The 26,261-nt window shown below is 46.8% G+C and carries 25 protein-coding genes, 3 tRNA genes and 3 rRNA genes; 18 read left to right on the forward strand and 13 right to left on the reverse strand.

The genetic code is table 11. From position 1 onward, the window contains the following. Window positions 1-37: 37 nt before the first annotated feature. Genes GPJ68_RS02200 through arfA form a run of 3 tightly spaced genes read left to right on the forward strand, consistent with a single transcriptional unit; the run spans window position 38 to window position 1,117 of the window. Complete coding sequence (locus tag GPJ68_RS02200) at window positions 38-406, forward strand: DUF1992 domain-containing protein (protein WP_049281757.1); 369 nt, start codon at window positions 38-40, stop codon at window positions 404-406. 10 nt (window positions 407-416) lie between these two features. Continuing rightward, a complete protein-coding gene (gene zntR / locus GPJ68_RS02205; RefSeq protein ID WP_104652294.1) occupies window positions 417-842 on the forward strand; it encodes a Zn(2+)-responsive transcriptional regulator in 426 nt (141 codons plus the stop codon). Window positions 843-898: 56 nt separating this feature from the next. Next, window positions 899-1,117, forward strand: coding sequence for an alternative ribosome-rescue factor ArfA (gene arfA / locus GPJ68_RS02210; protein WP_016157605.1), 219 nt, complete (start codon window positions 899-901; stop codon window positions 1,115-1,117). Here arfA and mscL read toward each other — a convergent pair. The 5 genes from mscL to def all read right to left on the reverse strand — a co-directional run bounded on the left by mscL (window position 1,114) and on the right by def (window position 5,879). Beyond that, the gene (gene mscL, locus GPJ68_RS02215) at window positions 1,114-1,527 is read right to left on the reverse strand and encodes a large-conductance mechanosensitive channel protein MscL (RefSeq protein ID WP_016154742.1); all 414 of its coding nucleotides are present in this window, start codon (window positions 1,525-1,527) and stop codon (window positions 1,114-1,116) included. The genes arfA and mscL overlap by 4 nt on opposite strands. Before the next feature lie 141 nt (window positions 1,528-1,668). Beyond that, window positions 1,669-3,045, reverse strand: a complete 1,377-nt coding sequence (gene trkA, locus GPJ68_RS02220; protein ID WP_003031153.1) for a Trk system potassium transporter TrkA — start codon at window positions 3,043-3,045, stop codon at window positions 1,669-1,671. A 21-nt stretch (window positions 3,046-3,066) separates the two neighbouring features. After that, window positions 3,067-4,356, reverse strand: coding sequence for a 16S rRNA (cytosine(967)-C(5))-methyltransferase RsmB (gene rsmB, locus GPJ68_RS02225; RefSeq protein ID WP_049041689.1), 1,290 nt, complete (start codon window positions 4,354-4,356; stop codon window positions 3,067-3,069). A gap of 51 nt (window positions 4,357-4,407) precedes the next feature. Beyond that, complete coding sequence (gene fmt / locus GPJ68_RS02230; protein WP_047501513.1) at window positions 4,408-5,355, reverse strand: methionyl-tRNA formyltransferase; 948 nt, start codon at window positions 5,353-5,355, stop codon at window positions 4,408-4,410. A gap of 14 nt (window positions 5,356-5,369) precedes the next feature. Further along, a complete protein-coding gene (gene def / locus GPJ68_RS02235; protein ID WP_003031159.1) occupies window positions 5,370-5,879 on the reverse strand; it encodes a peptide deformylase in 510 nt (169 codons plus the stop codon). A gap of 129 nt (window positions 5,880-6,008) precedes the next feature. On the opposite strand from def, the gene dprA reads away from it, so the two are divergent. From dprA to GPJ68_RS02265, 6 genes are read left to right on the forward strand one after another with little or no spacing between them, the layout of a single operon-like run. Then, window positions 6,009-7,133: a DNA-protecting protein DprA gene (gene dprA / locus GPJ68_RS02240; protein WP_019078182.1), complete on the forward strand. Its 1,125-nt coding sequence runs from the start codon at window positions 6,009-6,011 to the stop codon at window positions 7,131-7,133. After that, complete coding sequence (gene smg / locus GPJ68_RS02245) at window positions 7,105-7,578, forward strand: DUF494 family protein Smg (RefSeq protein ID WP_003031162.1); 474 nt, start codon at window positions 7,105-7,107, stop codon at window positions 7,576-7,578. Before dprA ends, smg begins: the two co-directional genes overlap by 29 nt. A 26-nt stretch (window positions 7,579-7,604) precedes the next feature. Further along, on the forward strand, window positions 7,605-8,147 hold the full coding sequence (locus GPJ68_RS02250; RefSeq protein WP_016154737.1) for a type I DNA topoisomerase: 543 nt from the start codon (window positions 7,605-7,607) through the stop codon (window positions 8,145-8,147). A gap of 4 nt (window positions 8,148-8,151) precedes the next feature. Further along, the gene (gene tsaC, locus GPJ68_RS02255) at window positions 8,152-8,724 is read left to right on the forward strand and encodes an L-threonylcarbamoyladenylate synthase type 1 TsaC (protein WP_016154736.1); all 573 of its coding nucleotides are present in this window, start codon (window positions 8,152-8,154) and stop codon (window positions 8,722-8,724) included. A gap of 1 nt (window position 8,725) precedes the next feature. Further along, window positions 8,726-9,547 (forward strand): shikimate dehydrogenase, encoded by an 822-nt coding sequence (aroE, locus tag GPJ68_RS02260; RefSeq protein ID WP_104652296.1) that lies wholly within the window; start codon window positions 8,726-8,728, stop codon window positions 9,545-9,547. After that, entirely contained in the window at window positions 9,544-9,801 is a 258-nt protein-coding gene (locus GPJ68_RS02265; protein ID WP_019078185.1) for a DUF1488 domain-containing protein, read from the forward strand. Before aroE ends, GPJ68_RS02265 begins: the two co-directional genes overlap by 4 nt. On the opposite strand, the gene GPJ68_RS02270 is transcribed toward GPJ68_RS02265, so the two are convergent. Further along, a complete protein-coding gene (locus GPJ68_RS02270; protein WP_019078186.1) occupies window positions 9,777-10,331 on the reverse strand; it encodes a gamma carbonic anhydrase family protein in 555 nt (184 codons plus the stop codon). The two genes, GPJ68_RS02265 and GPJ68_RS02270, sit on opposite strands and share 25 nt — an antisense overlap. A gap of 469 nt (window positions 10,332-10,800) precedes the next feature. On the opposite strand from GPJ68_RS02270, the gene GPJ68_RS02275 reads away from it, so the two are divergent. The 6 genes from GPJ68_RS02275 (at window position 10,801) to GPJ68_RS02300 (ending at window position 16,977) form a co-directional block, all read left to right on the forward strand. After that, a 16S ribosomal RNA gene (locus GPJ68_RS02275) occupies window positions 10,801-12,342 on the forward strand. A gap of 71 nt (window positions 12,343-12,413) precedes the next feature. Further along, window positions 12,414-12,490, forward strand: a tRNA-Ile gene (locus tag GPJ68_RS02280). Window positions 12,491-12,598: 108 nt separating this feature from the next. After that, window positions 12,599-12,674 (forward strand) — tRNA-Ala (locus tag GPJ68_RS02285). A gap of 206 nt (window positions 12,675-12,880) precedes the next feature. Continuing rightward, window positions 12,881-15,785, forward strand: a 23S ribosomal RNA gene (locus tag GPJ68_RS02290). A gap of 96 nt (window positions 15,786-15,881) precedes the next feature. After that, window positions 15,882-15,997, forward strand: a 5S ribosomal RNA gene (gene rrf / locus GPJ68_RS02295). Together the 16S, 23S and 5S rRNA genes with 2 tRNA genes alongside form the textbook arrangement of a ribosomal RNA operon. A 776-nt stretch (window positions 15,998-16,773) precedes the next feature. After that, window positions 16,774-16,977: an AlpA family transcriptional regulator gene (locus GPJ68_RS02300; RefSeq protein WP_016240318.1), complete on the forward strand. Its 204-nt coding sequence runs from the start codon at window positions 16,774-16,776 to the stop codon at window positions 16,975-16,977. 949 nt (window positions 16,978-17,926) lie between these two features. Here GPJ68_RS02300 and GPJ68_RS02305 read toward each other — a convergent pair. Further along, a complete protein-coding gene (locus tag GPJ68_RS02305; RefSeq protein ID WP_049109144.1) occupies window positions 17,927-18,631 on the reverse strand; it encodes a hypothetical protein in 705 nt (234 codons plus the stop codon). A gap of 545 nt (window positions 18,632-19,176) precedes the next feature. On the opposite strand from GPJ68_RS02305, the gene GPJ68_RS02310 reads away from it, so the two are divergent. The 3 genes from GPJ68_RS02310 to GPJ68_RS02320 are packed head-to-tail and all read left to right on the forward strand — an operon-like array spanning window position 19,177 to window position 21,270. Next, on the forward strand, window positions 19,177-19,437 hold the full coding sequence (locus GPJ68_RS02310; RefSeq protein ID WP_132467411.1) for a hypothetical protein: 261 nt from the start codon (window positions 19,177-19,179) through the stop codon (window positions 19,435-19,437). Then, complete coding sequence (mobC, locus tag GPJ68_RS02315) at window positions 19,424-19,795, forward strand: plasmid mobilization relaxosome protein MobC (protein ID WP_064168947.1); 372 nt, start codon at window positions 19,424-19,426, stop codon at window positions 19,793-19,795. The genes GPJ68_RS02310 and mobC overlap by 14 nt, the downstream gene beginning before the upstream one ends. Beyond that, on the forward strand, window positions 19,792-21,270 hold the full coding sequence (locus GPJ68_RS02320) for a relaxase/mobilization nuclease domain-containing protein (protein ID WP_049109143.1): 1,479 nt from the start codon (window positions 19,792-19,794) through the stop codon (window positions 21,268-21,270). Before mobC ends, GPJ68_RS02320 begins: the two co-directional genes overlap by 4 nt. Before the next feature lie 40 nt (window positions 21,271-21,310). Here the strand turns inward: GPJ68_RS02320 and GPJ68_RS02325 are convergent, their stop codons facing one another. The 6 genes from GPJ68_RS02325 to cutA form a co-directional block, all read right to left on the reverse strand. Further along, a complete protein-coding gene (locus tag GPJ68_RS02325; RefSeq protein WP_016240325.1) occupies window positions 21,311-21,634 on the reverse strand; it encodes a hypothetical protein in 324 nt (107 codons plus the stop codon). Window positions 21,635-21,642: 8 nt separating this feature from the next. Beyond that, on the reverse strand, window positions 21,643-22,914 hold the full coding sequence (locus GPJ68_RS02330) for an integrase arm-type DNA-binding domain-containing protein (RefSeq protein ID WP_016240326.1): 1,272 nt from the start codon (window positions 22,912-22,914) through the stop codon (window positions 21,643-21,645). 182 nt (window positions 22,915-23,096) lie between these two features. Next, window positions 23,097-23,172: transfer RNA gene (locus GPJ68_RS02335), tRNA-Phe, on the reverse strand. A 376-nt stretch (window positions 23,173-23,548) separates the two neighbouring features. Then, on the reverse strand, window positions 23,549-24,124 hold the full coding sequence (locus GPJ68_RS02340; RefSeq protein ID WP_016151385.1) for a transcriptional regulator: 576 nt from the start codon (window positions 24,122-24,124) through the stop codon (window positions 23,549-23,551). 36 nt (window positions 24,125-24,160) lie between these two features. Beyond that, window positions 24,161-25,870 (reverse strand): protein-disulfide reductase DsbD, encoded by a 1,710-nt coding sequence (locus GPJ68_RS02345; protein WP_104651678.1) that lies wholly within the window; start codon window positions 25,868-25,870, stop codon window positions 24,161-24,163. Next, the gene (gene cutA / locus GPJ68_RS02350) at window positions 25,846-26,193 is read right to left on the reverse strand and encodes a divalent cation tolerance protein CutA (RefSeq protein ID WP_003025447.1); all 348 of its coding nucleotides are present in this window, start codon (window positions 26,191-26,193) and stop codon (window positions 25,846-25,848) included. The genes GPJ68_RS02345 and cutA overlap by 25 nt, the downstream gene beginning before the upstream one ends. Between the last annotated feature and the right edge of the window lie 68 nt (window positions 26,194-26,261).

Genomic DNA, 26,261 nt, shown 5'->3' on the forward strand with positions numbered 1-26,261 from the left:
ATATCTGTACTCTTTTTGTTCATCACTGGAGTGTTGTATGTGGTTACTGGACCAGTGGGCAGAGCGCCATATTATTGATGCGCAGTCTAAAGGTGAGTTTGATGGTTTGCCTGGTACAGGAGAACCGTTGGTTCTTGACGATGATTCCCACATTCCGCCTGAACTTCGAGCCGGATTCCGTTTATTAAAAAATGCGGGATGTCTTCCTCCTGAGCTAGAGCAGCGCAGAGAGGCAATACAGCTGCTTGAAATACTTGCAGGGATCCGCAAAGATGATCCCCATTATCAGGAAGTGAGTCGAAGACTGTCACTACTGGAACTGAAACTTCGGCAAGCTGGACTCAGCACCGAGTTTTTACACGGTGAATACGCAGATAAGCTGCTACAGAAGATCAACGACGAATAGCGGAGATAGCATGTACCGTATTGGTGAATTAGCGAAACTGGCTGACGTGACGCCTGATACTATCCGCTACTATGAAAAGCAGCAGATGATGGAACATGAAATACGTACAGAAGGCGGGTTTCGTCTCTATACGGAAAGCGATCTTCAGCGTCTAAAGTTTATTCGCTATGCCCGTCAGCTTGGTTTCACTCTGGAATCGATCCGCGAACTGCTTTCGATCCGCATCGATCCCGAACACCATACCTGCCAGGAATCAAAAGGGATCGTCCAGGAAAGATTGCAGGAAGTGGAAGCGAGAATAGCTGAGCTTCAGGCGATGCAACGGTCGCTGCAGCGATTGAATGACGCGTGTTGTGGTAAGGCACACAGCAGCGTGTACTGCTCTATCCTTGAAGCACTTGAGCAAGGCGCCAGTGGATCACCATTAGGCTGTTGATTTATTGAACGGTCAGGTCTACACTCGCGGCGTAAATTACGACAACTGGAGGTATTATGAGTCGTTATCAGCACACTAAAGGGCAGATAAAAGATAACGCCATTGAGGCGCTTCTACATGACCCACTGTTCAGGCAGCGCGTTGAGAAAAATAAGAAAGGGAAAGGAAGTTATCTACGTAAAGGTAAACATGGTAATCGGGGTAACTGGGAGGCCAGTGGCAAGAAAGTCATTCACTTTTTTACCACTGGCCTTCTTGTTTCAGTGAGTGCTTAAGAGCGGTTATTCTGTTCTTTCAGCAGGTCACGAATTTCACTCAGCAATACTTCTTCTTTCGATGGCGCTGGCGGTGCTGCTGGCTCTTCCGCTTTTTTACGGTTCAGTTTGTTGATCAGCTTGATTGCCATAAAGATAGCAAACGCAACAATAACGAAATCAAAGATATTCTGAATAAATACACCGTAATGCATAACGACTGCAGGGATATCTCCCTGTGCATCACGTAGTGTTAAAGCAAACTGTTTAAAATCAATTCCACCAATTAACAACCCCAGCGGCGGCATGATGATATCGGCAACCAGTGATGAAACAATCTTCCCAAATGCCGCACCAATAATGACACCCACTGCCAAATCGACAACATTCCCGCGCATCGCGAATTCGCGAAATTCTTTAATAATGCTCATCTTATTCTCCCTATGCAGCTGACGTTTATAAGTTTAACAAATGTTTAGGCAATTTCCATTTATGTATTGCCTAAATAGAAATTTATTAAACCATGAAAAATAAAGGGAAATAATTTAGGCGCAGTTTCAGCGCCCAAATTATTACAGGAAGAACGGACTTGGCTGGAATAGTCGCTCGACGTCGGTAATAAACTTTTTATCTGTCAGGAACATAATTACGTGATCGCCCTGTTCAATACGCAGGTTATCATTGGCAATCATCACATCGTTACCACGCACAACGGCGCCAATAATGGTTCCTGGTGGAAGTTTAATTTCATCAATTGAGCGACCCACAACCCGTGACGTCGTTTCATCACCGTGTGCAACGGCTTCAATGGCTTCCGCGACGCCACGGCGCAGTGAAGATACACCAACAATATCCGCTTTACGCACATGACTGAGCAGCGCAGAGATGGTTGCCTGCTGCGGTGAAATCGCAATATCGATCACGCTGCCTTGCACCAGATCGACGTATGCTCTGCGTTGGATCAACACCATCACTTTCTTGGCGCCCATCCGTTTGGCAAGCATCGCCGACATGATATTCGCTTCATCATCGTTGGTTACCGCAATGAACAGATCAACCTGATCGATATGTTCTTCCGCCAGAAGCTCTTGATCCGAGGCATCACCAAAAAAGACGATCGTATTTTGCAGTTTCTCTGCAAGCTCGGATGCGCGCTGTTGATTACGTTCAATCAGTTTGACGCTGTAATCTTTTTCTAGTCGCCGTGCCAGCCCGGCGCCAATATTACCACCGCCCACTAACATAATGCGTTTGTAAGGCTTTTCCAGACGCTGTAATTCGCTCATTACGGCGCGAATATGCTGCGAGGCCGCGATGAAGAAAACTTCATCGCCCGCTTCAACAATGGTAGAACCTTGCGGACGGATCGGTCGGTCATGACGGAAAATCGCCGCAACGCGGGTATCGATGTGCGGCATATGCTCACGCATTGTCGACAGCGCATTACCAATCAGCGGCCCACCGTAATAGGCTTTCACCACGGCCAGGCTGACTTTTCCTTCGGCAAAATTCACTACCTGCAATGCGCCCGGATATTCAATCAGGCGATAAATGCTATCGATAACCAGTTGCTCAGGCGCAATCAGGTGATCGATAGGCACCGCATCAGATTGAAATAGCTTGTCCGCATCACGAACGTAATCCGGTGAACGAATACGAGCGATACGATTAGGCGTGTTAAACAGTGAATAAGCTACCTGGCAGGCAACCATATTTGTTTCATCTGAGCTGGTTACGGCAACCAGCATATCGGCATCGTCAGCACCGGCTTCACGTAGAACGCGGGGATGCGAACCATGCCCTTGCACGACACGGAGATCAAACTTGTCCTGCAGGCTACGCAGGCGCTCACCATTGGTATCGACTACCGTGATATCGTTGTTCTCTCCGACCAGGTTTTCAGCCAGCGTACCGCCAACTTGCCCTGCGCCCAGAATGATAATTTTCATCAGTCGCGACCCGTTATCTCATCACTTTTTGATTAGCTTAGCGTAAAAGAAGCCATCACCATCTTCCGCACTCGGTAAATTCTGACGTCCAGGTTTTTCCGGCGTACCGGTTACGCTTAATACCGCATCTGGCGTGCGCGCAAGGAAGGCGGCAATTTGCTGTTGGTTTTCTTCTGGCAGGATAGAGCAGGTTGCATAAACCAGCGTGCCGCCAGGTTTAAGATGTGGCCAGGTTGCATTCAGGATTTCAGCCTGCAACTGGGCAAGTTCAGCAATATCCCGGTCGCGACGCAGCCATTTGATATCCGGATGGCGACGGATCACTCCGGTGGCAGAACACGGAGCGTCCAGCAAAATACGGTCAAACTGTTGTTCACCGCACCACTGCTGTGGATAGCGGCCATCACCCTGTTTTACGGTTGCCTTCATACCCAGACGTTTTAGATTGTCGAAAACGCGCGATAAGCGTTTTTCATCAACATCGACAGCCATTACGTTAGCGTGCGGAGCAACTTCCAGAATGTGAGTGGTTTTGCCCCCCGGCGCACAGCATAGGTCGAGGATCTGTTCACCGTCCTCCGGCAACAGATAGTTTATGCATCCTTGAGCGGAAGCATCCTGGACGGTTACCCAGCCTTCATCAAAACCTGGGAGGGCGTGCACAGGAGCTGGCGTTTCCAGACGCACTGCATCCGGGTAATCTGGATGCGGGAAACCGGTTAATCCCGATTCGGTCAGCAGGTCCAGCCAGGCATCGCGCGTATGATGGTTACGATTGACACGTAACCACATCGGCGGTCGCTGGTTATTGGCTTCAAGAATGGCTTCCCACTGCTGCGGATAAGCGGTCTTAATACGTTTAACCAGCCAGGAGGGGTGTAAGAAACGTAAATCGCTTTGAGAGAATTCAGCCAGTAGCTCTTCTTGACGGCGCTGAAACTGGCGCAGCACGCCGTTGATCAGCCCTTTAAGCTGCGGACGCTTAATAACGACCGCGCCTTCTACGGTCTCTGCCAAAGCAGCATGTGGTGGAATACGAGTATGCAGCAGTTGGTAGAAGCCCACCATGATCAGATAGTGAACAGTGCGCTGTTTGCCCGTCATTGGACGTTCCATCAACTGCTGGATCATCCACTCCAGTTGGGAGAGTGTACGCAACACGCCGAAGCAAAGCTCCTGCAACAGTGCTTTGTCTTTATCGGCAACTTTTTGCTGCATGGCGGGCAGCACGTTGCTTAATGATTGTCCCTTTTCGACAACCTGTTCGACGGCCTGGGCCGCCATACTGCGTAAATTAAGATGTTTTTTCATAAGCGCAAAAATAAAAATGCCCGGAGATACCGGGCTTAACGAGATGAACCGTCATACCAGACGGTTACCGGGTACAAACCATTCCCGGCGCGAATTAAGCAGATCCTGCGCGCTCATGGCTTTTTTACCGGCAGGTTGCAAAGAGACGAGATTCAGGATGCCGTCGCCCGTTGCGACCTGGATACCCTGTTTTGTCGCCTCAAGAATAGTGCCTGGTGCGGCCTGTGTGTTCGCTGTAATAACCGTAGCTTGCCAGACTTTCACTGGCTGGCCGTCGATTTCAAGCCAGCTCATTGGCCACGGGTTAAAGGCGCGGATGCAGCGTTCCAACTGAGCGGCTGAAAGCGACCAGTCGATACGGGCCTCTTCTTTGCTGAGTTTTTCTGCATGCGTAACCAGTGATTCATCTTGTACAACGGGTTTTATGGTGCCAGCCGCCAGCTGTTTTAGCGTTTCAATCAGCCCCTGAGGTCCTAAATCTGCCAGCTTATCGTATAACGAACCGCTGGTATCTTCTGCAGTTATCGGGCAGGACAGCTTAAGCAGCATATCACCGGTGTCGAGGCCAACATCCATCTGCATGATGGTCACACCAGTTTCGGCGTCGCCTGCCCACAGTGAGCGCTGGATTGGGGCTGCGCCACGCCAGCGTGGAAGCAGGGAACCGTGAACGTTGATACAACCCAGACGCGGCATTTCCAGTACGGCTTTTGGCAGTATCAGGCCATATGCTACCACTACCATCACGTCTGCGCGTAAATCAGCAACCAGCTGCTGGTTTTCCTGAGGACGAAGAGAGACGGGTTGGAAAACCGGTATCCCTTTTTCTTCCGCCAGCACTTTTACCGGGCTGGGCATCAGCTTTTTACCGCGTCCCGCCGGACGGTCCGGTTGGGTAAACACGCCAACGACGTTATGTCCAGAAGACAACAGCGCGTCGAGATGACGCGCTGCAAAGTCAGGTGTACCCGCAAAAATAATACGTAGTGAGTCTGACACGTTGATTCTTGTCCTTAAGCTCGGGCGTTCAGGCGGTCGAGTTTTTCAACTTTCTGACGAATGCGTTGTTGCTTCAACGGAGACAGATAATCGATAAACAGTTTACCGACCAGGTGATCCATTTCATGTTGAATGCAGATAGCCAGCAGGCCATCGGCTTCCAGTTCAAAAGATTTGCCGTTGCGATCGAGCGCACGAATTTTTACTTTCTCTGCGCGCGGTACTAACGCACGCTGTTCGGGAATAGACAGGCAGCCTTCTTCAATACCTGTTTCGCCGTCTTTTTCCAGCAGCTCTGGGTTAATGAGTACCAACTGCTCGTCGCGATTTTCAGAGACATCAATAACAATGATGCGCTGATGAATATCGACCTGAGTTGCTGCCAGACCGATACCTTCTTCGGCGTACATCGTTTCGAACATATCATCAACGATACGCTGAATTTCTGCATTCACTTCTTCGACCGGTTTTGCGACTTTGCGAAGGCGCTCATCCGGAATATGTAACACTTGCAAAACTGACATAGTTATCCAGAGTTGTGTTCAGGAGTTGAAAAGATTATTACCTCTATTCTAGACAAAACCCCCTCTGATTGACAGCATCAGTGACCAATCGCAAAGATTGCCAGGACTGCTTGTGGCAGGGGAACAGGGATGACCAAAATCGAGATTTGGCTACGTTTAGCACAAGTGAATGAACTGTATGGTGATGAGATGGTGCGCGTTGCCCACTGGCTCAATACTCAGCCGTGTATTAACAACGTGGTACTTCATCATGCTGGACTCTCTCCCCGCCAGGCCCGGCGCTTTTTAACCTTTCCAGATCAGACGCTGGAAAAAACGCTGCGCTGGCTTGAACAGCCCAACCATCATTTTGTGGTTGCCGACAGCGAGCATTATCCGGCACAGCTCCGTGCAATTGAGGATTATCCTGGGGTGCTTTTTGTTGCAGGAAATCCCATATGCCTTAGCTCGTTTCAGGTTGCCGTCGTCGGTAGCCGACAGCACTCATGGTATGGCGAACGCTGGGGGCGGCTGTTTTGTGAAAAGCTTGCAGCATGCGGCGTGACGATCACCAGCGGCCTGGCCCGGGGGATTGATGGTGTGGCGCACAATGCTGCGATAAACCGAGAGGGCACGAGTATTGCGGTGCTGGGAAATGGGCTTGAGACCATTCATCCACGACAGCATGTCCGTCTGGCTAAACGACTGATTGAGGCTGGAGGCGCACTGGTGTCTGAGTTCCCATTAGATACGCTTCCTTTGCCGCGCAATTTTCCCCGACGAAATCGCATTATTAGTGGTCTAAGTAAAGGAGTCCTGGTTGTAGAAGCTGCTCAGCGTAGCGGGTCACTGGTCACTGCGCGTTGCGCACTGGAACAAGGGCGGGAGGTTTTTGCGTTGCCTGGACCGATTGGGAGTCCGGGAAGTGAAGGTCCACATTGGCTTATTCAGCAGGGAGCCACGCTTGTGACGGCCCCAGAAGAAATTCTGGAAAATTTGCAATATGGGCTGCAATGGTTGCCAGATGAACCTGAAAAATCAATTTATTCGCCAGATCACGAAGAGGTGGCATTGCCATTTCCGGAGCTCCTGGCTAACGTAGGAGATGAGGTAACACCTGTTGACGTCGTCGCTGAACGTGCCGGCCAACCTGTGCCAGAGGTAGTGGCTCAACTGCTCGAACTGGAGTTAGCAGGATGGATCGCAGCTGTACCCGGCGGCTATGTCCGATTGAGGAGGGCATGCCATGTTCGACGTACTAATGTATTTGTTTGAGACATATATCCATAACGAAGCTGAGCTGCGTGTGGATCAGGACAAACTGGAACGGGATCTTACCGACGCTGGTTTTGATCGTGAAGACATCTACAACGCGTTACTTTGGCTGGAAAAGCTTGCTGATTATCAGGATGGTCTTGCCGAACCTATGCAGCTGGCATCCGATCCTCTTTCTATACGTATTTATACCGCAGAAGAGTGTGATCGACTGGATGCAAGCTGTAGAGGGTTCCTGCTATTCCTGGAACAGATTCAGGTGCTAAACCTCGAAACACGAGAAATGGTCATTGAGCGCGTACTCGCGCTGGATACGGCAGAGTTCGATCTGGAAGATCTGAAGTGGGTGATCCTGATGGTGCTTTTCAATATTCCAGGTTGTGAAAATGCCTATCAGCAAATGGAAGAATTACTCTTTGAAGTGAATGAAGGTATGCTGCATTAATCAATCTTCATTCAGTATGAGTTGTTATGGCTAAATCAGCACTGTTTACGGTGCGTAAAAACGAGCCCTGCCCACAATGTGGGGCTGAACTGGTTATTCGTTCCGGGAAACACGGTCCGTTTCTCGGTTGTTCACACTATCCAGAATGCGATTACATCCGTCCGCTGAAATCTTCCGCGGACGGACATATTGTCAAAGTTCTGGAGGGTAAGCTTTGTCCTGCATGTGGCGCCGAGCTGGTGCTGAGACAGGGAAGATTCGGGATGTTTATTGGATGCAGCGATTATCCAACATGTGAACACACCGAACTTATCGACAAGCCAGATGAAACAGCAATAGTCTGTCCTCAATGCCAGACTGGCCACCTGGTCCAGCGGCGTTCCCGTTATGGCAAAACGTTTTACTCCTGCGATCGCTATCCGGAGTGCCAGTTTGTCATTAACTTCAAACCGTTAGCCGGAGAGTGTCCTGAGTGCCATTATCCGCTACTCATCGAAAAGAAAACCGCGCAGGGTGTGAAGCATTTCTGTGCCAGTAAACAATGTGGAAAGCCGTTCTCGGCGGAATAAAAAAGTGAATAATAACCTGCCCACAGGCCCTATTGCTGCTGCGATAGCGGTTCTGAAACAAGAAAAAGTCATCGCCTATCCAACAGAAGCTGTATTTGGTGTCGGCTGCGATCCCGACAGCGAAACGGCTGTTACCCGTCTGTTGGCGCTAAAACAACGCCCAGTCGATAAAGGCTTAATTTTGATTGCGGCAAATTTTGACCAGCTCAAGCCCTATATTGACGATAGCACGCTTACAGATGCTCAACGTGAGGCTGTGTTCGCTCGCTGGCCTGGTCCTGTCACCTTCGTTTTCCCTGCGCCTGCGACTACGCCTCGTTGGTTGACCGGTCGTTTTGACTCGCTGGCCGTGCGAGTCACCGATCATCCGCTGGTGGTTGCATTGTGCCAGGCTTATGGCAAACCGCTAGTCTCCACCAGTGCTAATTTGAGTGGCTTACCGCCTTGCAGAACGGTAGAGGAAGTCCGCGCGCAGTTTGGTACAGACTTTCCCGTAGTTGAAGGGGAGACCGGAGGGCGTTTGAATCCTTCGGAGATCCGTGATGCTCTGACCGGTGAACAGTTTCGACAGGGGTAATATGAAAGAAGCCTATGCTGTTTTTGGTAATCCGATAGCGCACAGTAAATCGCCCTTTATTCATCAGCAATTTGCAGAGCAGTTGAAAATTGATCATTCCTATGGACGTGTACTGGCACCTATCAATGATTTTGTGAATACGCTGAATGCCTTTTTTGCTGAGGGTGGGAAGGGGGCAAATGTCACTGTGCCTTTTAAAGAAGAGGCGTTTGCGCGTGCCGATGAATTAACGGAGCGGGCATCGCTTGCTGGAGCGGTCAACACTCTTAAACGACTTGAGGATGGGCGTTTACTGGGAGATAACACGGATGGTATCGGCTTATTAAGCGATCTTGAACGTTTATCTTTCATTCGCCCCGGATCGCGAGTTCTGTTGATTGGTGCCGGTGGCGCATCCCGTGGGGTTTTATTACCTCTTCTTTCTCTGGATTGTGCGGTAACCATCGTTAACCGTACTGCTTCGCGCGCAGAAGAACTGGCACAAATTTTCTCCCATACCGGCAGTGTGCAGGCGGTGGGAATGGACGAGCTTGATAATTACAGTTTTGATTTAATTATTAATGCGACATCCAGCGGAATTAGCGGTGAGGTACCTGCCATTCCGACATCGCTTATCGACTCCTCTGTCTATTGCTATGACATGTTTTATCAGCAAGGGAATACACCGTTCCTTTCCTGGTGTGCTGAACATGGGGCGAAACAGTATGCCGATGGTCTGGGGATGCTGGTGGGACAAGCAGCGCACGCCGTTTTACTCTGGCATGGTGTATTGCCACAGATTGAGCCCGTCATCAAAAGCATGCAACAGGAAATGTCGGCATGAATCAGGCGATCCAGTTTCCCGATCGAGAAGAATGGCTGACGGATATTAGCGCCGTTGTTTTCCCTGCGTTGGTCCATGGTATGCAGTTAACATGCGCTATATCAGGGGAGACGTTGGCGTCCCGCTTTGGCGGCTGCACGCCTGAACAATGGCTGGAAATCTTTCAACAGCATCGCTGGGACCTGGAAGAAGAGGCCGAAGCATTGATCCAGGACCAGCAGGAAGACTCTCAGGGTTGGGTTTGGTTACTCTGATTTAAATACTCATCTTTCCATTTAACGTAGTTGTTAGCAGAGTATTTTAAGCCTGCTTTCTCTTCGTCACTTAATGGCCGGATCTGTTTAACCGGACTACCCAGGTACAAATATCCACTCTCCAGGCGTTTGTTTTGCGGCACCAGGCTTCCTGCCCCAATCATAACGTCGTCTTCTACCACTACGCCGTCCAGTAAAATTGATCCCATACCGACCAATACGCGGTTGCCAACGATGCAGCCGTGTAGCATGACTTTATGACCGACCGTCACATCCTCACCCACGATCAATGGATTACCTTGCGGATTAGATGTGGATTTATGTGTGACATGGAGAACGCTGCCGTCCTGAATGTTTGTACGGGCGCCGATTTGTACATAGTTGACGTCGCCACGAATCGCAACCAACGGCCAAATCCCGACGTCATCAGCCAAACGAGTATCACCAATGACGACGCTACTGGTGTCGATCATCACGCGTTTTCCGATCTGTGGGGAAAGATCCTTATAAGGACGTAATACATCAGACATGTTTACCTCAATGAAAATAGAGCAGTAATGAAGACTTTGGTTGGATTATTGAGACTGTGCAAGTGATTTAGCTATCAAAAATCAGCCAAATTGCGCAGGAATATAGCGAAAGGGGTGAAAAACAAGCACTCAGCAAAAAAGATCCAAAAAATACTTGTGCTAAAAAATGGGATCCCTATAATGCGCCTCCATCGACACGGCGGATGTGAATCACTTCACGCAAACAGCCGGTTCGGTTGAAGAGAAAAACCTGAAAATGAGGGTTGACTCTGAAAGAGGAAAGCGTAATATACGCCACCTCGCGACAGAGCGCTAAAGCGCGTCGCAACTGCTCTTTAACAATTTATCAGACAATCTGTGTGGGCACTCGAAGATACGGATTCTTAACGTCGCAAGACGAAAAATGAATACCAAGTCTCTGAGTGAACACGTAATTCATTACGAAGTTTAATTCACGAGCATCAAACTTAAATTGAAGAGTTTGATCATGGCTCAGATTGAACGCTGGCGGCAGGCCTAACACATGCAAGTCGAACGGTAGCACAGAGGAGCTTGCTCCTTGGGTGACGAGTGGCGGACGGGTGAGTAATGTCTGGGAAACTGCCCGATGGAGGGGGATAACTACTGGAAACGGTAGCTAATACCGCATAACGTCGCAAGACCAAAGAGGGGGACCTTCGGGCCTCTTGCCATCGGATGTGCCCAGATGGGATTAGCTAGTAGGTGGGGTAACGGCTCACCTAGGCGACGATCCCTAGCTGGTCTGAGAGGATGACCAGCCACACTGGAACTGAGACACGGTCCAGACTCCTACGGGAGGCAGCAGTGGGGAATATTGCACAATGGGCGCAAGCCTGATGCAGCCATGCCGCGTGTATGAAGAAGGCCTTCGGGTTGTAAAGTACTTTCAGCGAGGAGGAAGGTGTTGTGGTTAATAACCGCAGCAATTGACGTTACTCGCAGAAGAAGCACCGGCTAACTCCGTGCCAGCAGCCGCGGTAATACGGAGGGTGCAAGCGTTAATCGGAATTACTGGGCGTAAAGCGCACGCAGGCGGTCTGTCAAGTCGGATGTGAAATCCCCGGGCTCAACCTGGGAACTGCATCCGAAACTGGCAGGCTAGAGTCTTGTAGAGGGGGGTAGAATTCCAGGTGTAGCGGTGAAATGCGTAGAGATCTGGAGGAATACCGGTGGCGAAGGCGGCCCCCTGGACAAAGACTGACGCTCAGGTGCGAAAGCGTGGGGAGCAAACAGGATTAGATACCCTGGTAGTCCACGCCGTAAACGATGTCGACTTGGAGGTTGTGCCCTTGAGGCGTGGCTTCCGGAGCTAACGCGTTAAGTCGACCGCCTGGGGAGTACGGCCGCAAGGTTAAAACTCAAATGAATTGACGGGGGCCCGCACAAGCGGTGGAGCATGTGGTTTAATTCGATGCAACGCGAAGAACCTTACCTACTCTTGACATCCAGAGAAGTTTGCAGAGATGCGAACGTGCCTTCGGGAACTCTGAGACAGGTGCTGCATGGCTGTCGTCAGCTCGTGTTGTGAAATGTTGGGTTAAGTCCCGCAACGAGCGCAACCCTTATCCTTTGTTGCCAGCGGTTCGGCCGGGAACTCAAAGGAGACTGCCAGTGATAAACTGGAGGAAGGTGGGGATGACGTCAAGTCATCATGGCCCTTACGAGTAGGGCTACACACGTGCTACAATGGCATATACAAAGAGAAGCGACCTCGCGAGAGCAAGCGGACCTCATAAAGTATGTCGTAGTCCGGATTGGAGTCTGCAACTCGACTCCATGAAGTCGGAATCGCTAGTAATCGTGGATCAGAATGCCACGGTGAATACGTTCCCGGGCCTTGTACACACCGCCCGTCACACCATGGGAGTGGGTTGCAAAAGAAGTAGGTAGCTTAACCTTCGGGAGGGCGCTTACCACTTTGTGATTCATGACTGGGGTGAAGTCGTAACAAGGTAACCGTAGGGGAACCTGCGGTTGGATCACCTCCTTACCTTAAAGAAACGTTCTTTGTAGTGCTCACACAGATTGTCTGATGAAAATTAGCAGTAAGAAAATCTCTGCAGGCTTGTAGCTCAGGTGGTTAGAGCGCACCCCTGATAAGGGTGAGGTCGGTGGTTCAAGTCCACTCAGGCCTACCAAATTTCTGCTGATGCTGCGTTGCGGCGACGCTCACATACTTCAGTATGCTTCGCGTCACCACGCCTTGCCTCAACAGAAATTAAGGTTAAACGAGATTTAACTACGATGGGGCTATAGCTCAGCTGGGAGAGCGCCTGCTTTGCACGCAGGAGGTCTGCGGTTCGATCCCGCATAGCTCCACCATCTTTACTGCAAAAACACAAGAAAACTTCAGAGTGTACCTGAAAAGGTTCACTGCGAAGTTTGCTCTTTAAAAATCTGGATCAAGCTGAAAATTGAAACGACACACTGTTTCATTTCTCCGTAAACAAGAAATGAAAAGCGGTGTGTTCGAGTCTCTCAAATTTTCGCAACACTGAAGTGTTTTACGAAACATCTTCGGGTTGTGAGGTTAAGCGACTAAGCGTACACGGTGGATGCCCTGGCAGTCAGAGGCGATGAAGGACGTGCTAATCTGCGATAAGCGTCGGTAAGGTGATATGAACCGTTATAACCGGCGATTTCCGAATGGGGAAACCCAGTGTGATTCGTCACACTATCATTGCGTGAATACATAGCGTAATGAAGCGAACCGGGGAACTGAAACATCTAAGTACCCCGAGGAAAAGAAATCAACCGAGATTCCCCCAGTAGCGGCGAGCGAACGGGGAGCAGCCCAGAGTCTGAATCAGCATGTGTGGTAGTGGAACGGTCTGGAAAGTCCGACGGTACAGGGTGATAGTCCCGTACACAAAAGTGCATGTGTTGTGAACTCGAAGAGTAGGGCGGGACACGTGGTATCCTGTCTGAATATGGGGGGACCATCCTCCAAGGCTAAATACTCCTGACTGACCGATAGTGAACCAGTACCGTGAGGGAAAGGCGAAAAGAACCCCGGCGAGGGGAGTGAAAAAGAACCTGAAACCGTGTACGTACAAGCAGTGGGAGCCTCTTTATGGGGTGACTGCGTACCTTTTGTATAATGGGTCAGCGACTTATATTCTGTAGCAAGGTTAACCGAATAGGGGAGCCGAAGGGAAACCGAGTCTTAACTGGGCGTTAAGTTGCAGGGTATAGACCCGAAACCCGGTGATCTAGCCATGGGCAGGTTGAAGGTTGGGTAACACTAACTGGAGGACCGAACCGACTAATGTTGAAAAATTAGCGGATGACTTGTGGCTGGGGGTGAAAGGCCAATCAAACCGGGAGATAGCTGGTTCTCCCCGAAAGCTATTTAGGTAGCGCCTCGTGAACTCATCTTCGGGGGTAGAGCACTGTTTCGGCTAGGGGGTCATCCCGACTTACCAACCCGATGCAAACTGCGAATACCGAAGAATGTTATCACGGGAGACACACGGCGGGTGCTAACGTCCGTCGTGAAGAGGGAAACAACCCAGACCGCCAGCTAAGGTCCCAAAGTCATGGTTAAGTGGGAAACGATGTGGGAAGGCACAGACAGCCAGGATGTTGGCTTAGAAGCAGCCATCATTTAAAGAAAGCGTAATAGCTCACTGGTCGAGTCGGCCTGCGCGGAAGATGTAACGGGGCTAAACCATGCACCGAAGCTGCGGCAGCGACACTATGTGTTGTTGGGTAGGGGAGCGTTCTGTAAGCCGTTGAAGGTGTGCTGTGAGGTTGCTGGAGGTATCAGAAGTGCGAATGCTGACATAAGTAACGATAATGCGGGTGAAAAACCCGCACGCCGGAAGACCAAGGGTTCCTGTCCAACGTTAATCGGGGCAGGGTGAGTCGACCCCTAAGGCGAGGCCGAAAGGCGTAGTCGATGGGAAACAGGTTAATATTCCTGTACTTGGTGTTACTGCGAAGGGGGGACGGAGAAGGCTATGTTAGCCGGGCGACGGTTGTCCCGGTTTAAGCATGTAGGCGGAGATTCCAGGTAAATCCGGAGTCTTGCTAACGCTGAGGTGTGATGACGAGGCACTACGGTGCTGAAGTAACAAATGCCCTGCTTCCAGGAAAAGCCTCTAAGCATCAGGTAACACAAAATCGTACCCCAAACCGACACAGGTGGTCAGGTAGAGAATACCAAGGCGCTTGAGAGAACTCGGGTGAAGGAACTAGGCAAAATGGTGCCGTAACTTCGGGAGAAGGCACGCTGATATGTAGGTGAAGTGATTTACTCATGGAGCTGAAATCAGTCGAAGATACCAGCTGGCTGCAACTGTTTATTAAAAACACAGCACTGTGCAAACACGAAAGTGGACGTATACGGTGTGACGCCTGCCCGGTGCCGGAAGGTTAATTGATGGGGTTATCCGTAAGGAGAAGCTCTTGATCGAAGCCCCGGTAAACGGCGGCCGTAACTATAACGGTCCTAAGGTAGCGAAATTCCTTGTCGGGTAAGTTCCGACCTGCACGAATGGCGTAATGATGGCCAGGCTGTCTCCACCCGAGACTCAGTGAAATTGAACTCGCTGTGAAGATGCAGTGTACCCGCGGCAAGACGGAAAGACCCCGTGAACCTTTACTATAGCTTGACACTGAACACTGGTCCTTGATGTGTAGGATAGGTGGGAGGCTTTGAAGTGTGGACGCCAGTCTGCATGGAGCCAACCTTGAAATACCACCCTTTAATGGCTGGTGTTCTAACGTAGACCCGTGATCCGGGTTGCGGACAGTGTCTGGTGGGTAGTTTGACTGGGGCGGTCTCCTCCTAAAGAGTAACGGAGGAGCACGAAGGTTAGCTAATCCTGGTCGGACATCAGGAGGTTAGTGCAAAGGCATAAGCTAGCTTGACTGCGAGAGTGACGGCTCGAGCAGGTGCGAAAGCAGGTCTTAGTGATCCGGTGGTTCTGAATGGAAGGGCCATCGCTCAACGGATAAAAGGTACTCCGGGGATAACAGGCTGATACCGCCCAAGAGTTCATATCGACGGCGGTGTTTGGCACCTCGATGTCGGCTCATCACATCCTGGGGCTGAAGTAGGTCCCAAGGGTATGGCTGTTCGCCATTTAAAGTGGTACGCGAGCTGGGTTTAGAACGTCGTGAGACAGTTCGGTCCCTATCTGCCGTGGGCGCTGGAGAATTGAGGGGGGCTGCTCCTAGTACGAGAGGACCGGAGTGGACGCATCACTGGTGTTCGGGTTGTCATGCCAATGGCATTGCCCGGTAGCTAAATGCGGAAGAGATAAGTGCTGAAAGCATCTAAGCACGAAACTTGCCCCGAGATGAGTTCTCCCTGACCCTTTAAGGGTCCTGAAGGAACGTTGAAGACGACGACGTTGATAGGTCGGGTGTGTAAGCGTAGCGATACGTTGAGCTAACCGATACTAATGAACCGTGAGGCTTAACCTTACAACGCCGAAGATGTTTTGGCGAAAGAGACATCGAAATTCAGCTTGATTACAGATTACATCGACATGCGAAAAGTGTGTTGATAAACAGAATTTGCCTGGCGGCTGTAGCGCGGTGGTCCCACCTGACCCCATGCCGAACTCAGAAGTGAAACGCCGTAGCGCCGATGGTAGTGTGGGGTCTCCCCATGCGAGAGTAGGGAACTGCCAGGCATCAAATAAGTGAAAAAGCCCATCCTGCCGGATGGGCTTTTTTGCGTCTGCAGGGAATGAGAACTGCCGGATGCAGCGTACCGTTTTATCCAGCCCATCATGTTGTAACCGGTGTGCAGGCCTGAGAAGCGCAGCACACCAGGCTCTTCCGGCAGCACATTGCCTGCTATCCGTGCACGGGATTGAGTAACAGGTACTGTCGCTCGAGATCGTCCACTTCTGTACATCCCATCACGTTAAACCCCATCTTCTTATAGAACCCAGATGTCAGCTTGTTAACAGGCACGACTAATCTTACGTATGGATTTTGTGAGGGGTAGAGTAGTAAAGATATTGAGAAATGATCGGTTGGAAAGTATCAGAAACTATAAAAGCAAAAACCCGCCTCTAGGGCGGGTTCTTTAAATAGTGGTGCCCGGACTCGGAATCGAACATGTATACAATCCTATGTTTTATCGAATAAAAATAAGTATGTAGTGTTTTTTACCAACGTATATTTACCAACAAATCATAGGTGTTGTCAATTTAAATCAATAAGTTACGCTATTATTCGTTAGTAGACATCAGTAAACATCGGTTTTTAGATAGTGTAAACATCGTGTTGTCAAATAAAAAAGCACTTTTTGCTAAAAATGATAACTAATTGTTTTTAATTAAGTTATCTTCTTTTATCTCCGTTTCCACTCTAAAAGCCATGAAAATGCCAAAAATAGGTGTTGATCGTCATAAGCGATATTCGAATAATACATTCCATCAAATAACAAAAGGAAAAATATATGAAAGAAAAAACAAAACTAATCCGTATCTCTGAGGTAATCGATCGCACAGGATTTTGCAGAGCTTGGATTTATCGACTGATTAAAAATAATAGTTTCCCGGCTCCCGTAAAAACAGGTGAACGATCTATCGCATTTATTGAAAGTGAAATCGATGCGTGGATTGATGAAAAGATTTTTTATTCACGTAATCAGGCTGCGTAAAAACACTCTCACTTACTATTTGTTATCTTGAATATGATTACACTATTTATAGTGTAAAACGTCTAAAATCGCATACAGAGCGTTTTAAGGCTATATATGGAAAATATTAAATACTTCGAGTAAAGGCCGGATAAAATCCAGCCTTTTTTGTTTTCTTTTATCTAATTGATCATGATGTTTAAAATATTTTTCATTCTATATTGACAGGTAATATATAGAGATCTATAAAGAATAAAGATACAAAAAAAGCCAGATATTAAATCTGACTTTTTAAGGACTAAAAAAGTTTTCGCTGACTTTTTTAAGTCTTGTAATCAGTTATACGAGAACGTGATTACAAATATAAATAAAGTATTATCTAATCAACTTATATTTGTCAAATCTAAATCCCAACTTTTTACAAGTCTTTTAAATACCATTTCCAGAACCCTTTTTAATCCTCAAAAGCAATAACGTTAAAACCTGCTGTATCAGGTATAAGAATGAAGGTTCCTCAAGTGATTGGCGGTTCTTATGTTATTGTGGCAGTGCCGGGTGATACGTAGCTGCCAACCTGAATCGCAATACCTAAAGTTTTTTAGAACATTAGTATAGCTTCTTTAGTAAAACGAGAAGTGTTTTAAAATAACAATGGTATTGTTTGCGTGGGTCGTGGGGGAAGTATCAGAATGGAAACGTTCTGAATATTTTCAAGACGCAATGAGCATCTTCTATCTTTCCATTTTTGGCGTGGGGGGTAGGGGGGGAATGCTTAAAGAAAAACTAAGTTTTCCTGACGGAAAACTACTACGACTGAAAGTCGCCATCTAAAACCCCAGAACCTAAGCTGATAAAATTCTAGTACTACTAGTACAAAAAATAAATAAAAATGGAATGGAAAACTAGAGCGGGAAATATAAAATAGTAAGGTGCCATTTTATCAGGCACCAATAAATATAAACTAAAGATATTATTTTTTCCTTGCTGTTCTTATATACCCATCCTTGTCATAAATCTTTAATCCTTCAGTATCTATTATATAATAAGAACCGAACTTATCATTGTTCTTTTTATATTTATTATCAAGTTTTGTTATTTTATAGGTCCCACTACTACCATCACCATTTAATCGTTTTAAAAAATATCCTTGTGATGTTTTTGTTATTGTAAATGTTGCATCCAAAAATTCAGGCGAACCAACGTCGTCATACCATGAGCCTATAACAATATCTTTATCGCTTTTATCTGATACTGATTCAGGTAATTGCATACTTTTAAAGCAAACTGCCATTCGTTGTATATCACCTTTACTTATTAGAGCACCGCTGACCATATCAATATTATTTTTTAACATGAAGTTAATCAGATCTGGCTGACAAAATTTAACTTCCCATGCTTTAGTTATTGCTAAGTTTTGCAATTTAGCTGTTTTATCATGAGCAGCATTTGGCACGCTCAAAAGATTTTTTTCAGAGGTATCAAAATCCATTCTATACGCATTTAATGGTTTTTCAGTTGTTCGATATGATTTAATATATTTTATTGCTCCCTTTTCGGAAGTCGTCGATACTTTTTTACCGTATTCATCTAAACCATGATTAATATTATCAGCCCATGCTATAGATTGTGTGGATAATGTAAATAAAATGGCTAAGGTAAATTTATTTATTTTCATCATAGATCCTTTAAGGTATTGATGTTTATAAAATAGCATATTGGAGTTTTTATTGAAATCTTTAATTCGGCAATTGGTTTGTTGTTTTTATTTTATTGATTTTATTGTTGTTTGTAATGCATGGACGCCAGCAAAAGCAGAAAAACAAGTTTTCTACTTTTCTGTCGCCGCCGATCAAAAGCAGCGGCATTTTTTACGCAAAGCTACCTATTACGCACAGCTACCAATAGACAGTATATTATTTGCCCTATCTTTTATTTGCTTTTTATTCGGCGTGAAGTGTATTTATTTATGTAGCCGCTATTGACTAGATCTTATTATCGGTTATTTATTTAAATATAAGTTGAGTTCAGCTTTATTTTTAGCTTTTCGGAAACTGAGGCAAGGTGTAATCCCGTAGCCGGTATTATACCCCAATCTTCGATTGGCCCTATCTCGCTTTGCTCGTAGGGTTGAAAAATATCTACCCTTCCGCCTATTCCCCTTATCAAAGGGGAGGCGGTAAAATCCGGTAGTTTTTATAAATATATATAGGAGTGTTTAAAATGAATGAGAATGATATAGATCAGTCCTTGCTAGAACTATTAGCAAGATATTTTTATTATATAGACCCAAATGAAGAAAATACAGCATTTCTTGAAGCAAATAAAGATGAACAAGATTTATGTTATTTTGTAGCTTATCGCTATATTAAAGAAAATAAAACTCAAGATCTTATTGATGCTTTGAAAGAACAAAAAGATGAAGATTATATCAAAGCAATGAAAGATTATGTTTATGGAGGTGGTAAATATGGATACAGATAGAAAAAGAGGCCGCAAGGGTTTAAATCACGCAGAACGTAGAGATATATCTATACAGTTTAGAGTAAACAAAGCAGAGTTTGACTATTTAAAAGAACTTGTGGAAGCCTCCGGCCTTGAAAGAGGCCATTACATTAGAAAAGAGATTTTAAACTCTGAACCTATTGTTAAAAGAAAAATGCCGGATTTTGAACAATCCTTGTTTAAGGAAATACAGCATCAAGGTAATAATATAAATCAGATTGCTAAAAAACTAAATACCAACGAAGACTTTAAACAATCTGTAGCCGCAGAAGCTAACTTTGCTATAAAGCAACTTATGAAAAGAATATTAAAGGCTTGTGAGGTTTATACTGTATGAAAGGAAACGTAGCTAAAACAGGGAGATCATTTAAAAATAGAGTTGAGTATATATTAAAAGATGATCACGATTTCATATGTAGCAACATGGCAAGTGATTATAATAATGTTAGTGATTTAACTGATGAGTTTAAAACTGTAAGCAGCTTTAGACAAGATATAAAAAAACCTGTTTTTCATGCGTTTTTATCTCTTCCAAAAAATGAACATTTAACAGATGAACAATGGCAGGAGATAGCAAAAGACTATTTGAAAGAAATGAATATTGATATAGAAAAGCATCAATATATTTGTGTGCGTCATAACGATACAGATAAAGAACATATCCATATTGTAGCCAATAGGATTGGTTTAGACGGTTCCGTATGGCATGGTCAGCACTCAGCATTTAACACAATAGCAGCTTGTGAACGTTTGGAGATAAAGCACGGCTTAACCATTACACAAAGTCTCAAAGGGCAAAAATCAGAGGTATCAGCACCAACCAAGAACGAGATCGAGCAAGCCCTACGCAAAGGTGAGAAACCAGCTCGTATCGTTCTACAGAACGCATTACAGGCGGCTATGGTAGGAAAACCAGACCTTGAGACATTCATAGACAGACTGCAGGCTGTAGGCATCGATCCGGCCTTCAACGTTGCAAGCACTGGCAACGTCGCCGGAGTGTCGTTTGGTATCAAAAATAATGAAAAAAATATTTATTTTAAAGGCTCACAGTTAGGTAAAAAATACAGTTGGAACACTATTAAAGGCAAGGTGAAATATGACAAAAATAGAGATGATGAACTCATTAGAAGATTCGCAGCAAGAAAAACAGATGACGAAAATAGTATTGGACGATCACCTATTGAACCAAATATCAATGACGGTAGAACCATTATCAGAAACGATGATGATATTATCGGAGTCGGTCAGTACAGCATTAAACCAGACACAACAGACACTTACGAGGGTAAACAACTCGTTAGAAGCAACCACAACAGCTTTAAACTCAGCGAAAAATATAATAGACCAACAGGCCCAAAAGTTAGAAGAACAACACAAAAAGCTGCACAAGTACTCAACAGAGTTAAAAAACAATACAATAAAGAACCAATCAAAACTTATAATCAAGGTGGCTTCAATAGTAGGAGTTCTAAACTTAGCAGCGGTTCTATCAGTAGGATACTTGATCATGCAGAAACAGCCACAACAGCCACGAATAACTTTAGACTCAAAGGCCGTCGCAGTTTCAATAGTAGAGCAACTAAGATCGAAGAGATAAGAGAAAGGTTAAATATTAGAAAACCTGTTATTCAGCCCAAAAATAAAGAAAAAGTGATTAAAGAAGAAATAAAGAAAAAACCATTATATATGTTTGATTATGAAAATAGATTTAAATCCAAATTGAAATCAAACTTAAAAAAAGAAACATTAAAACTACAACAGCAGGAAGCAGAACAGAGTGTCAAATATCCAACCTTTAAACCAAAATAAAAGAGGCTTGAAACCTCTTTTATTTTTTAGTATTAAATTGTTATATATCTACATGCTTAAAACAAAAAGAACAGCGTTTAATGGTCGTTAGTCCTGTAAGTTCTTTAGCTTTGTTATAAGCAGACTCCTCTGATACAGAACATATTTTTTGATACTGGCCTGTTGTAAATCCAGTTTTTTCTTTATCTGACACTAAAGGATTTATAGCGAAACAGTTCACATGGTGGAGGCATGTGCTATTTATGTCAGATTTACTTGCCGTACCTTTGGCTTTCTCTAACAGGTTAACAACGTATCCTTCTGGATTATCGTTTAACCACTTTTTGTACGCATCTTCATTGTTATTGAAAATCACAGTATCCATAAATCCCCCTATAACATTTTAGCGAAGTCAAACGGCATAATATGTCTTTCTTTGTTTGCGTCCAAATAATCAGCCCACCATTGTATCATCAAACGACGCTGCGTAATATGTTTTGCTTTATGAGTATAAGCAGCACGAACATTGTTTTGCTCTTTATGACTCATTTGTCTTTCAATTGCGTCTTCAGTCCATATACCTGACTCAACAAGAGAACTACAGGCCATTGTGCGGAAACCATGCCCACAAATTTGAGTTTGAGTGTCATAGCCCATAAGTCGCAATGCTTTATTAACGGTATTCTCGCTCATAGGTTTACGATAATCATGACAACCGATAAATATCAAACCCTCACCATTGCTAATATCATAGCTAATATCTTTTAGCTCTTTTAATATTTCAATGGCCTGATGACTTAACGGTACATAATGAGGTATGCGCATTTTAGATCCTCTTTCAGAAAATCTAACGTTCTCGATCTCGTCTCTTTCTGGCGGAATAACCCATAAGGCATTTTTAAAATCTATTTCAGGCCAGCGAGCGAAGCGTAGTTCACTCGACCGAATGAAAACTAATAAAGTGAGTTTTAAAGCTAATACAGTGAGCCTACGGCCTTTATACGCATCTATACGACTTAAAAGATCAGGTATCTGCTCAAGTTCAAGCGCTGGATAATGCGTTCTTTTAGGTGTGATTAACGTGCCGCCAAGTTCATTAGCGGGATTATGGGTAATCATATCTTCTTGGACAGCATAACGCATAATAGCGGTAATACGCTGTTTTAAACGTGAAGCGGTTTCGTGTTGGCCCTTGCCCTCAATTTTACGCAGAGGTAGCAACAGATCGCGCGTAGTCAACTTGGTAATATCTTTTGAGCCGATAGCAGGGAAAAGATGATTAATAAGACTGTTTAAAATACGCTCACTATGCTGAGGTATCCACCGCTCACTAACAGACATTTTTTTGTGCCAATCACGAGCTACGGCTTCAAACGTAAAATCTCCTCGCTCTTCGGCCTTTACAGCTTTTTTCTGTTGAAGTGGGTCGATACCACTGGCTAACAGAGATTTCATCGCTAAGAGGCTTGTACGAGCTTCTGAGAGCGAAACAGAAGGGTAGGTGCCAATTGAGAAGACTTTTTGCTTACCATCATAGCGATAAGCCGCTTGCCAATACTTCGAGCCGTTAGGATGAACGAGCAGATACAGCCCTTTGCCATCAGAAATTTTAGTTGGCTTGTCGGAAGGCTTGGCGTTTTTTACAGCAATATCAGTTAAGCGCATAACAAGCCTCCTGTGCAAATGTTGGTAAAAATCCCATCGAACTGAGATTACCAACATTTTTACCAACAAATAGAGGGAGCTGCCAGTAGATTTTAACGGACAGTAGTAGACAACTGGAAGGGGATAACTTGTTGACTTTATAAAGCAAAACGGACGTCAGTAGACGTCCGTTTCTAAATGAGTGGTGCCCGGACTCGGAATCGAACCAAGGACACGGGGATTTTCAATCCCCTGCTCTACCGACTGAGCTATCCGGGCAACGGGGCGCATTAAACCGTATTCACGTCTGCCAGTCAATCAAATTTCGGGAAAAGATGTTCAACCGATTAATATTGCGGCAATCTGTGCGATTATGCCTGAAGTTTGCACAAAACTTCCAGGCAATTTACCTATCTCACCTTCTATATGAGCAAAGGCTGACGAAAACGTTACGCGGCCTGTATTACTCCCGCACACTACCGCAAGTTGTGCACAAACCTTTCCGACGTTTCCAGTAACTAACGGTGCAATTGCTGCGGCAGGACCCGCTGGTGTGTCGGGCGATGAGTTGGGCGGGCGGTTAACAGAGTATATTGCACCACCGTGGCGATGGTGCGTTTTTGTTTACTCATTTCGGCCTGGCGGGCATGCTTGCTTAGGTCAGCGCACCGCCCATACGGCACTGAGCAAAGCGCAGGATATCTTCAGCCAGGCGGTGTGCCGTTTCGACATCAGCATGGCTACGATTCACCAGCATGCGGCTCAGACAGCCCTCCAGCACCAGTTCCATCTGTTTGGCGACCATTGCAGGGTCGTCAACTTCCAGCGTCGTCAGCAGCTCATGGGTGAAGTCATGTGCCGCCTTTTTTTGCTGATCGGCTAACTGATGGATCGGATGCCCGGGATCGGGGTAAAACGTACAGGCGGCGATAAACAGGCAGCCTGGATAGCGATTATTGCTCACGCATTCGGACAGCGCGGTGTAGCGTGCCAGTAATTTCTGTTCAGCGCTCAGGGTGTCATCCAGCAAAAGTTGACGCCGCCAGATATCCACCCGCTGGCTGAGGTAACGTAACGCATCGTACAGAATAGCCTCTTTGTCGGGCCAAAAACGTTGTAGTTCATCAAGAGGATAATCGATACGATCGGCCACCATTTCCAGTGTGGTATTGGCTATCCCTTGAACCTCAAGTAATTTCAGGGCTTCTCCCAGGACATCTTCACGTTGCACGGTATTCTCCTCCGTATTTCCTGTTGCAAGTGTCGCTCACGGTTGGCGATCGCGCAAATGTGCGCTGAAGGTCGCGGCATCCATAAAGCCGGTTACCCGAGCCTCCGGATGCTCTTTCCCCTCGGCGTCAAAGAACAAAATAGTCGGCAAACCTAAAACCTGTAGATGTTTCAGCAGAGCGACATCCTGGGCATTATTTGCAGTCACATCCGCCTGCAAAAGCACCGTGTCGCCTAGCGCTTGCTGAACCTGCTGATTGCTAAACGTATACTTCTCAAACTCCTTACAGGCCACGCACCAGTCAGCATACAGATCCAACATCACGGGCTTGCCTTTAGCTTGTGCCAGCGCCTGATTTAGCGCATCCACCGAAGCCACAGGCGTGAAGTTAAGGTGTGTCTGGGTTTGAGCTTGCGGCACACCGAACGCCCAGTCCTGCAATGGCCGTACGCTTACCAGCGCTGCAGCTAACAGGATAATCTGCACGATGCGCATCCAGGCGTGCTTTGCCTGCAGGCTGGTGATAAATGCCCAGCTAAAGAATGCGACGCCCAACAGCGACCACAGGCGAACGCCCCAGTCGTCGCCAATGATGCGTTCGAGTAAGAAGACGGGGAGCGCCAGAATGACAAAGCCAAAAGCGGTTTTGACATGTTCCATCCATGGGCCGCTTTTAGGCAACAGACGATTACCGAATACGGTAATTAGCATCAGAGGTAATCCCATCCCCAGCGCGTACAGATACAGCGTGCCGCCTCCCAGCCACATGTTCCCGCTCTGAGCGATATACAGCAAAATCGCGCTTAGCGGGGCCGTTGTACAAGGAGAACAGATGAGGCCGGCAATCGCCCCCATCGCAAAGACGCTACCGGGGGAACCGCCTTGCTGACGGTTACTCAACAATGTAAGGCGTGTTTGCAGCGATGAAGGGAGCTGCAGCGTGAACAAGCCAAACATCGAAAGGGCCAGCAGCGTAAAGACGACGGCAAGGCCAATCAGGACGTAAGGATGCTGTAGCGCAGCCTGGAACTGCAATCCAGCGGCGGCAACAACCAGACCCAGCGCGGTATAAGTGAGCGCCATTCCCTGGACGTAGATAAACGTCAGCAGCAGCGCGCGTCCGGTTGATAAGCGTTGTTTGCCGCCCAGCACGATACCGGAAATCAGCGGATACATCGGCAATACGCAAGGTGTAAACGCGATGCCAATTCCGATTAGCAATGCCCACAGCGCGGAAAAGGGAAGCTGGGTTGCGGGTTGTGGTCTCTCTTGCAAAGCATCGATGGCAGGCACTGGCGCAGGTGTCGCCCTGGTATTGGCAGACACTTCACTTAATGGCACCGTTTTAGTTTCAGGCGGATAGCAAAAACCGGCGTCGGCACAGCCCTGGTATGTGACCGTTAATGTTGCGCCAGATTTAGCCTGATTAACCGTGACCGGGATAGTCAATTGTTTACGGTAAATCTCACTTTTGCCATAAAACTCATCTTCATGCCAGACGCCTGGCGGTAGTTTTACCTCGGCGATATCGGCCTGAGATGGCGTAATGCTTATCTGTTTGCGATACAGATAGTAGCCATCTTTAACCTGCCATGAGAGGTTCAGATCGTGTTGGTTTTGCTGAAAATCAAAAACAAACGCCCGATCGGCAGGAACAAACTGCGAGCGGCCAGGCGCGTCAAATAATCCGGCAAAGGTAGATGTGCTGCACAGCAGCAGGATCAGCGTAAGGATGCGTTGAGCCATGAGCGGTAATCAAAGTCTCCGTGAGTGACGGGTAAAACCAGAAGTTCAGGCGTTTGGTATGGATGATGTGACTTCAGGCAATCGAGAAGGGCTTGCTGGTGTGTGACGGTGGTTTTTAAAATCATCTGGACTTCATATTCCTGCTCCAGTTTACCTTCCCAATAATAGAGGGAGGTCGCGCCAGGCAGCAGCGTCACGCAGGCAGCCAGCTTTTCTGCCAGCACTTTGGCGGCCAGATCCTGGGCGGTTGCTTCATCCGGGGCGGTACAGAGCACCACAACGGTATCGGGGATGGAAATATCCTGACTCTTTACATCAAGCATAAACACCTCGAAAGAACAGAGTAACCAGCTAAAGAGTGGTCACTATACAACGGACGAGGGAAGGATGT

Origin of the sequence: Citrobacter sp. 172116965 (assembly GCF_013458095.1) — a bacterium.
GTDB lineage: Bacteria > Pseudomonadota > Gammaproteobacteria > Enterobacterales > Enterobacteriaceae > Citrobacter > Citrobacter braakii.

What these genes read in the sequence shown, in the direction of transcription:
- def (WP_003031159.1), bottom strand. Translation starts at nt 5,879, where the DNA reads ATGTCAGTTTTGCAAGTGTTACATATTCCGGATGAGCGCCTTCGCAAA.
- mobC (WP_064168947.1), top strand. Translation starts at nt 19,424, where the DNA reads ATGGATACAGATAGAAAAAGAGGCCGCAAGGGTTTAAATCACGCAGAA.
- GPJ68_RS02300 (WP_016240318.1), top strand. Translation starts at nt 16,774, where the DNA reads ATGAAAGAAAAAACAAAACTAATCCGTATCTCTGAGGTAATCGATCGC.
- GPJ68_RS02345 (WP_104651678.1), bottom strand. Translation starts at nt 25,870, where the DNA reads ATGGCTCAACGCATCCTTACGCTGATCCTGCTGCTGTGCAGCACATCT.
- GPJ68_RS02310 (WP_132467411.1), top strand. Translation starts at nt 19,177, where the DNA reads ATGAATGAGAATGATATAGATCAGTCCTTGCTAGAACTATTAGCAAGA.
- rsmB (WP_049041689.1), bottom strand. Translation starts at nt 4,356, where the DNA reads ATGAAAAAACATCTTAATTTACGCAGTATGGCGGCCCAGGCCGTCGAA.
- arfA (WP_016157605.1), top strand. Translation starts at nt 899, where the DNA reads ATGAGTCGTTATCAGCACACTAAAGGGCAGATAAAAGATAACGCCATT.
- GPJ68_RS02305 (WP_049109144.1), bottom strand. Translation starts at nt 18,631, where the DNA reads ATGAAAATAAATAAATTTACCTTAGCCATTTTATTTACATTATCCACA.
- GPJ68_RS02270 (WP_019078186.1), bottom strand. Translation starts at nt 10,331, where the DNA reads ATGTCTGATGTATTACGTCCTTATAAGGATCTTTCCCCACAGATCGGA.
- cutA (WP_003025447.1), bottom strand. Translation starts at nt 26,193, where the DNA reads ATGCTTGATGTAAAGAGTCAGGATATTTCCATCCCCGATACCGTTGTG.
- smg (WP_003031162.1), top strand. Translation starts at nt 7,105, where the DNA reads ATGTTCGACGTACTAATGTATTTGTTTGAGACATATATCCATAACGAA.
- GPJ68_RS02265 (WP_019078185.1), top strand. Translation starts at nt 9,544, where the DNA reads ATGAATCAGGCGATCCAGTTTCCCGATCGAGAAGAATGGCTGACGGAT.
- trkA (WP_003031153.1), bottom strand. Translation starts at nt 3,045, where the DNA reads ATGAAAATTATCATTCTGGGCGCAGGGCAAGTTGGCGGTACGCTGGCT.
- aroE (WP_104652296.1), top strand. Translation starts at nt 8,726, where the DNA reads ATGAAAGAAGCCTATGCTGTTTTTGGTAATCCGATAGCGCACAGTAAA.
- GPJ68_RS02250 (WP_016154737.1), top strand. Translation starts at nt 7,605, where the DNA reads ATGGCTAAATCAGCACTGTTTACGGTGCGTAAAAACGAGCCCTGCCCA.
- zntR (WP_104652294.1), top strand. Translation starts at nt 417, where the DNA reads ATGTACCGTATTGGTGAATTAGCGAAACTGGCTGACGTGACGCCTGAT.
- GPJ68_RS02200 (WP_049281757.1), top strand. Translation starts at nt 38, where the DNA reads ATGTGGTTACTGGACCAGTGGGCAGAGCGCCATATTATTGATGCGCAG.
- mscL (WP_016154742.1), bottom strand. Translation starts at nt 1,527, where the DNA reads ATGAGCATTATTAAAGAATTTCGCGAATTCGCGATGCGCGGGAATGTT.
- GPJ68_RS02330 (WP_016240326.1), bottom strand. Translation starts at nt 22,914, where the DNA reads ATGCGCTTAACTGATATTGCTGTAAAAAACGCCAAGCCTTCCGACAAG.
- GPJ68_RS02320 (WP_049109143.1), top strand. Translation starts at nt 19,792, where the DNA reads ATGAAAGGAAACGTAGCTAAAACAGGGAGATCATTTAAAAATAGAGTT.
- dprA (WP_019078182.1), top strand. Translation starts at nt 6,009, where the DNA reads ATGACCAAAATCGAGATTTGGCTACGTTTAGCACAAGTGAATGAACTG.
- GPJ68_RS02325 (WP_016240325.1), bottom strand. Translation starts at nt 21,634, where the DNA reads ATGGATACTGTGATTTTCAATAACAATGAAGATGCGTACAAAAAGTGG.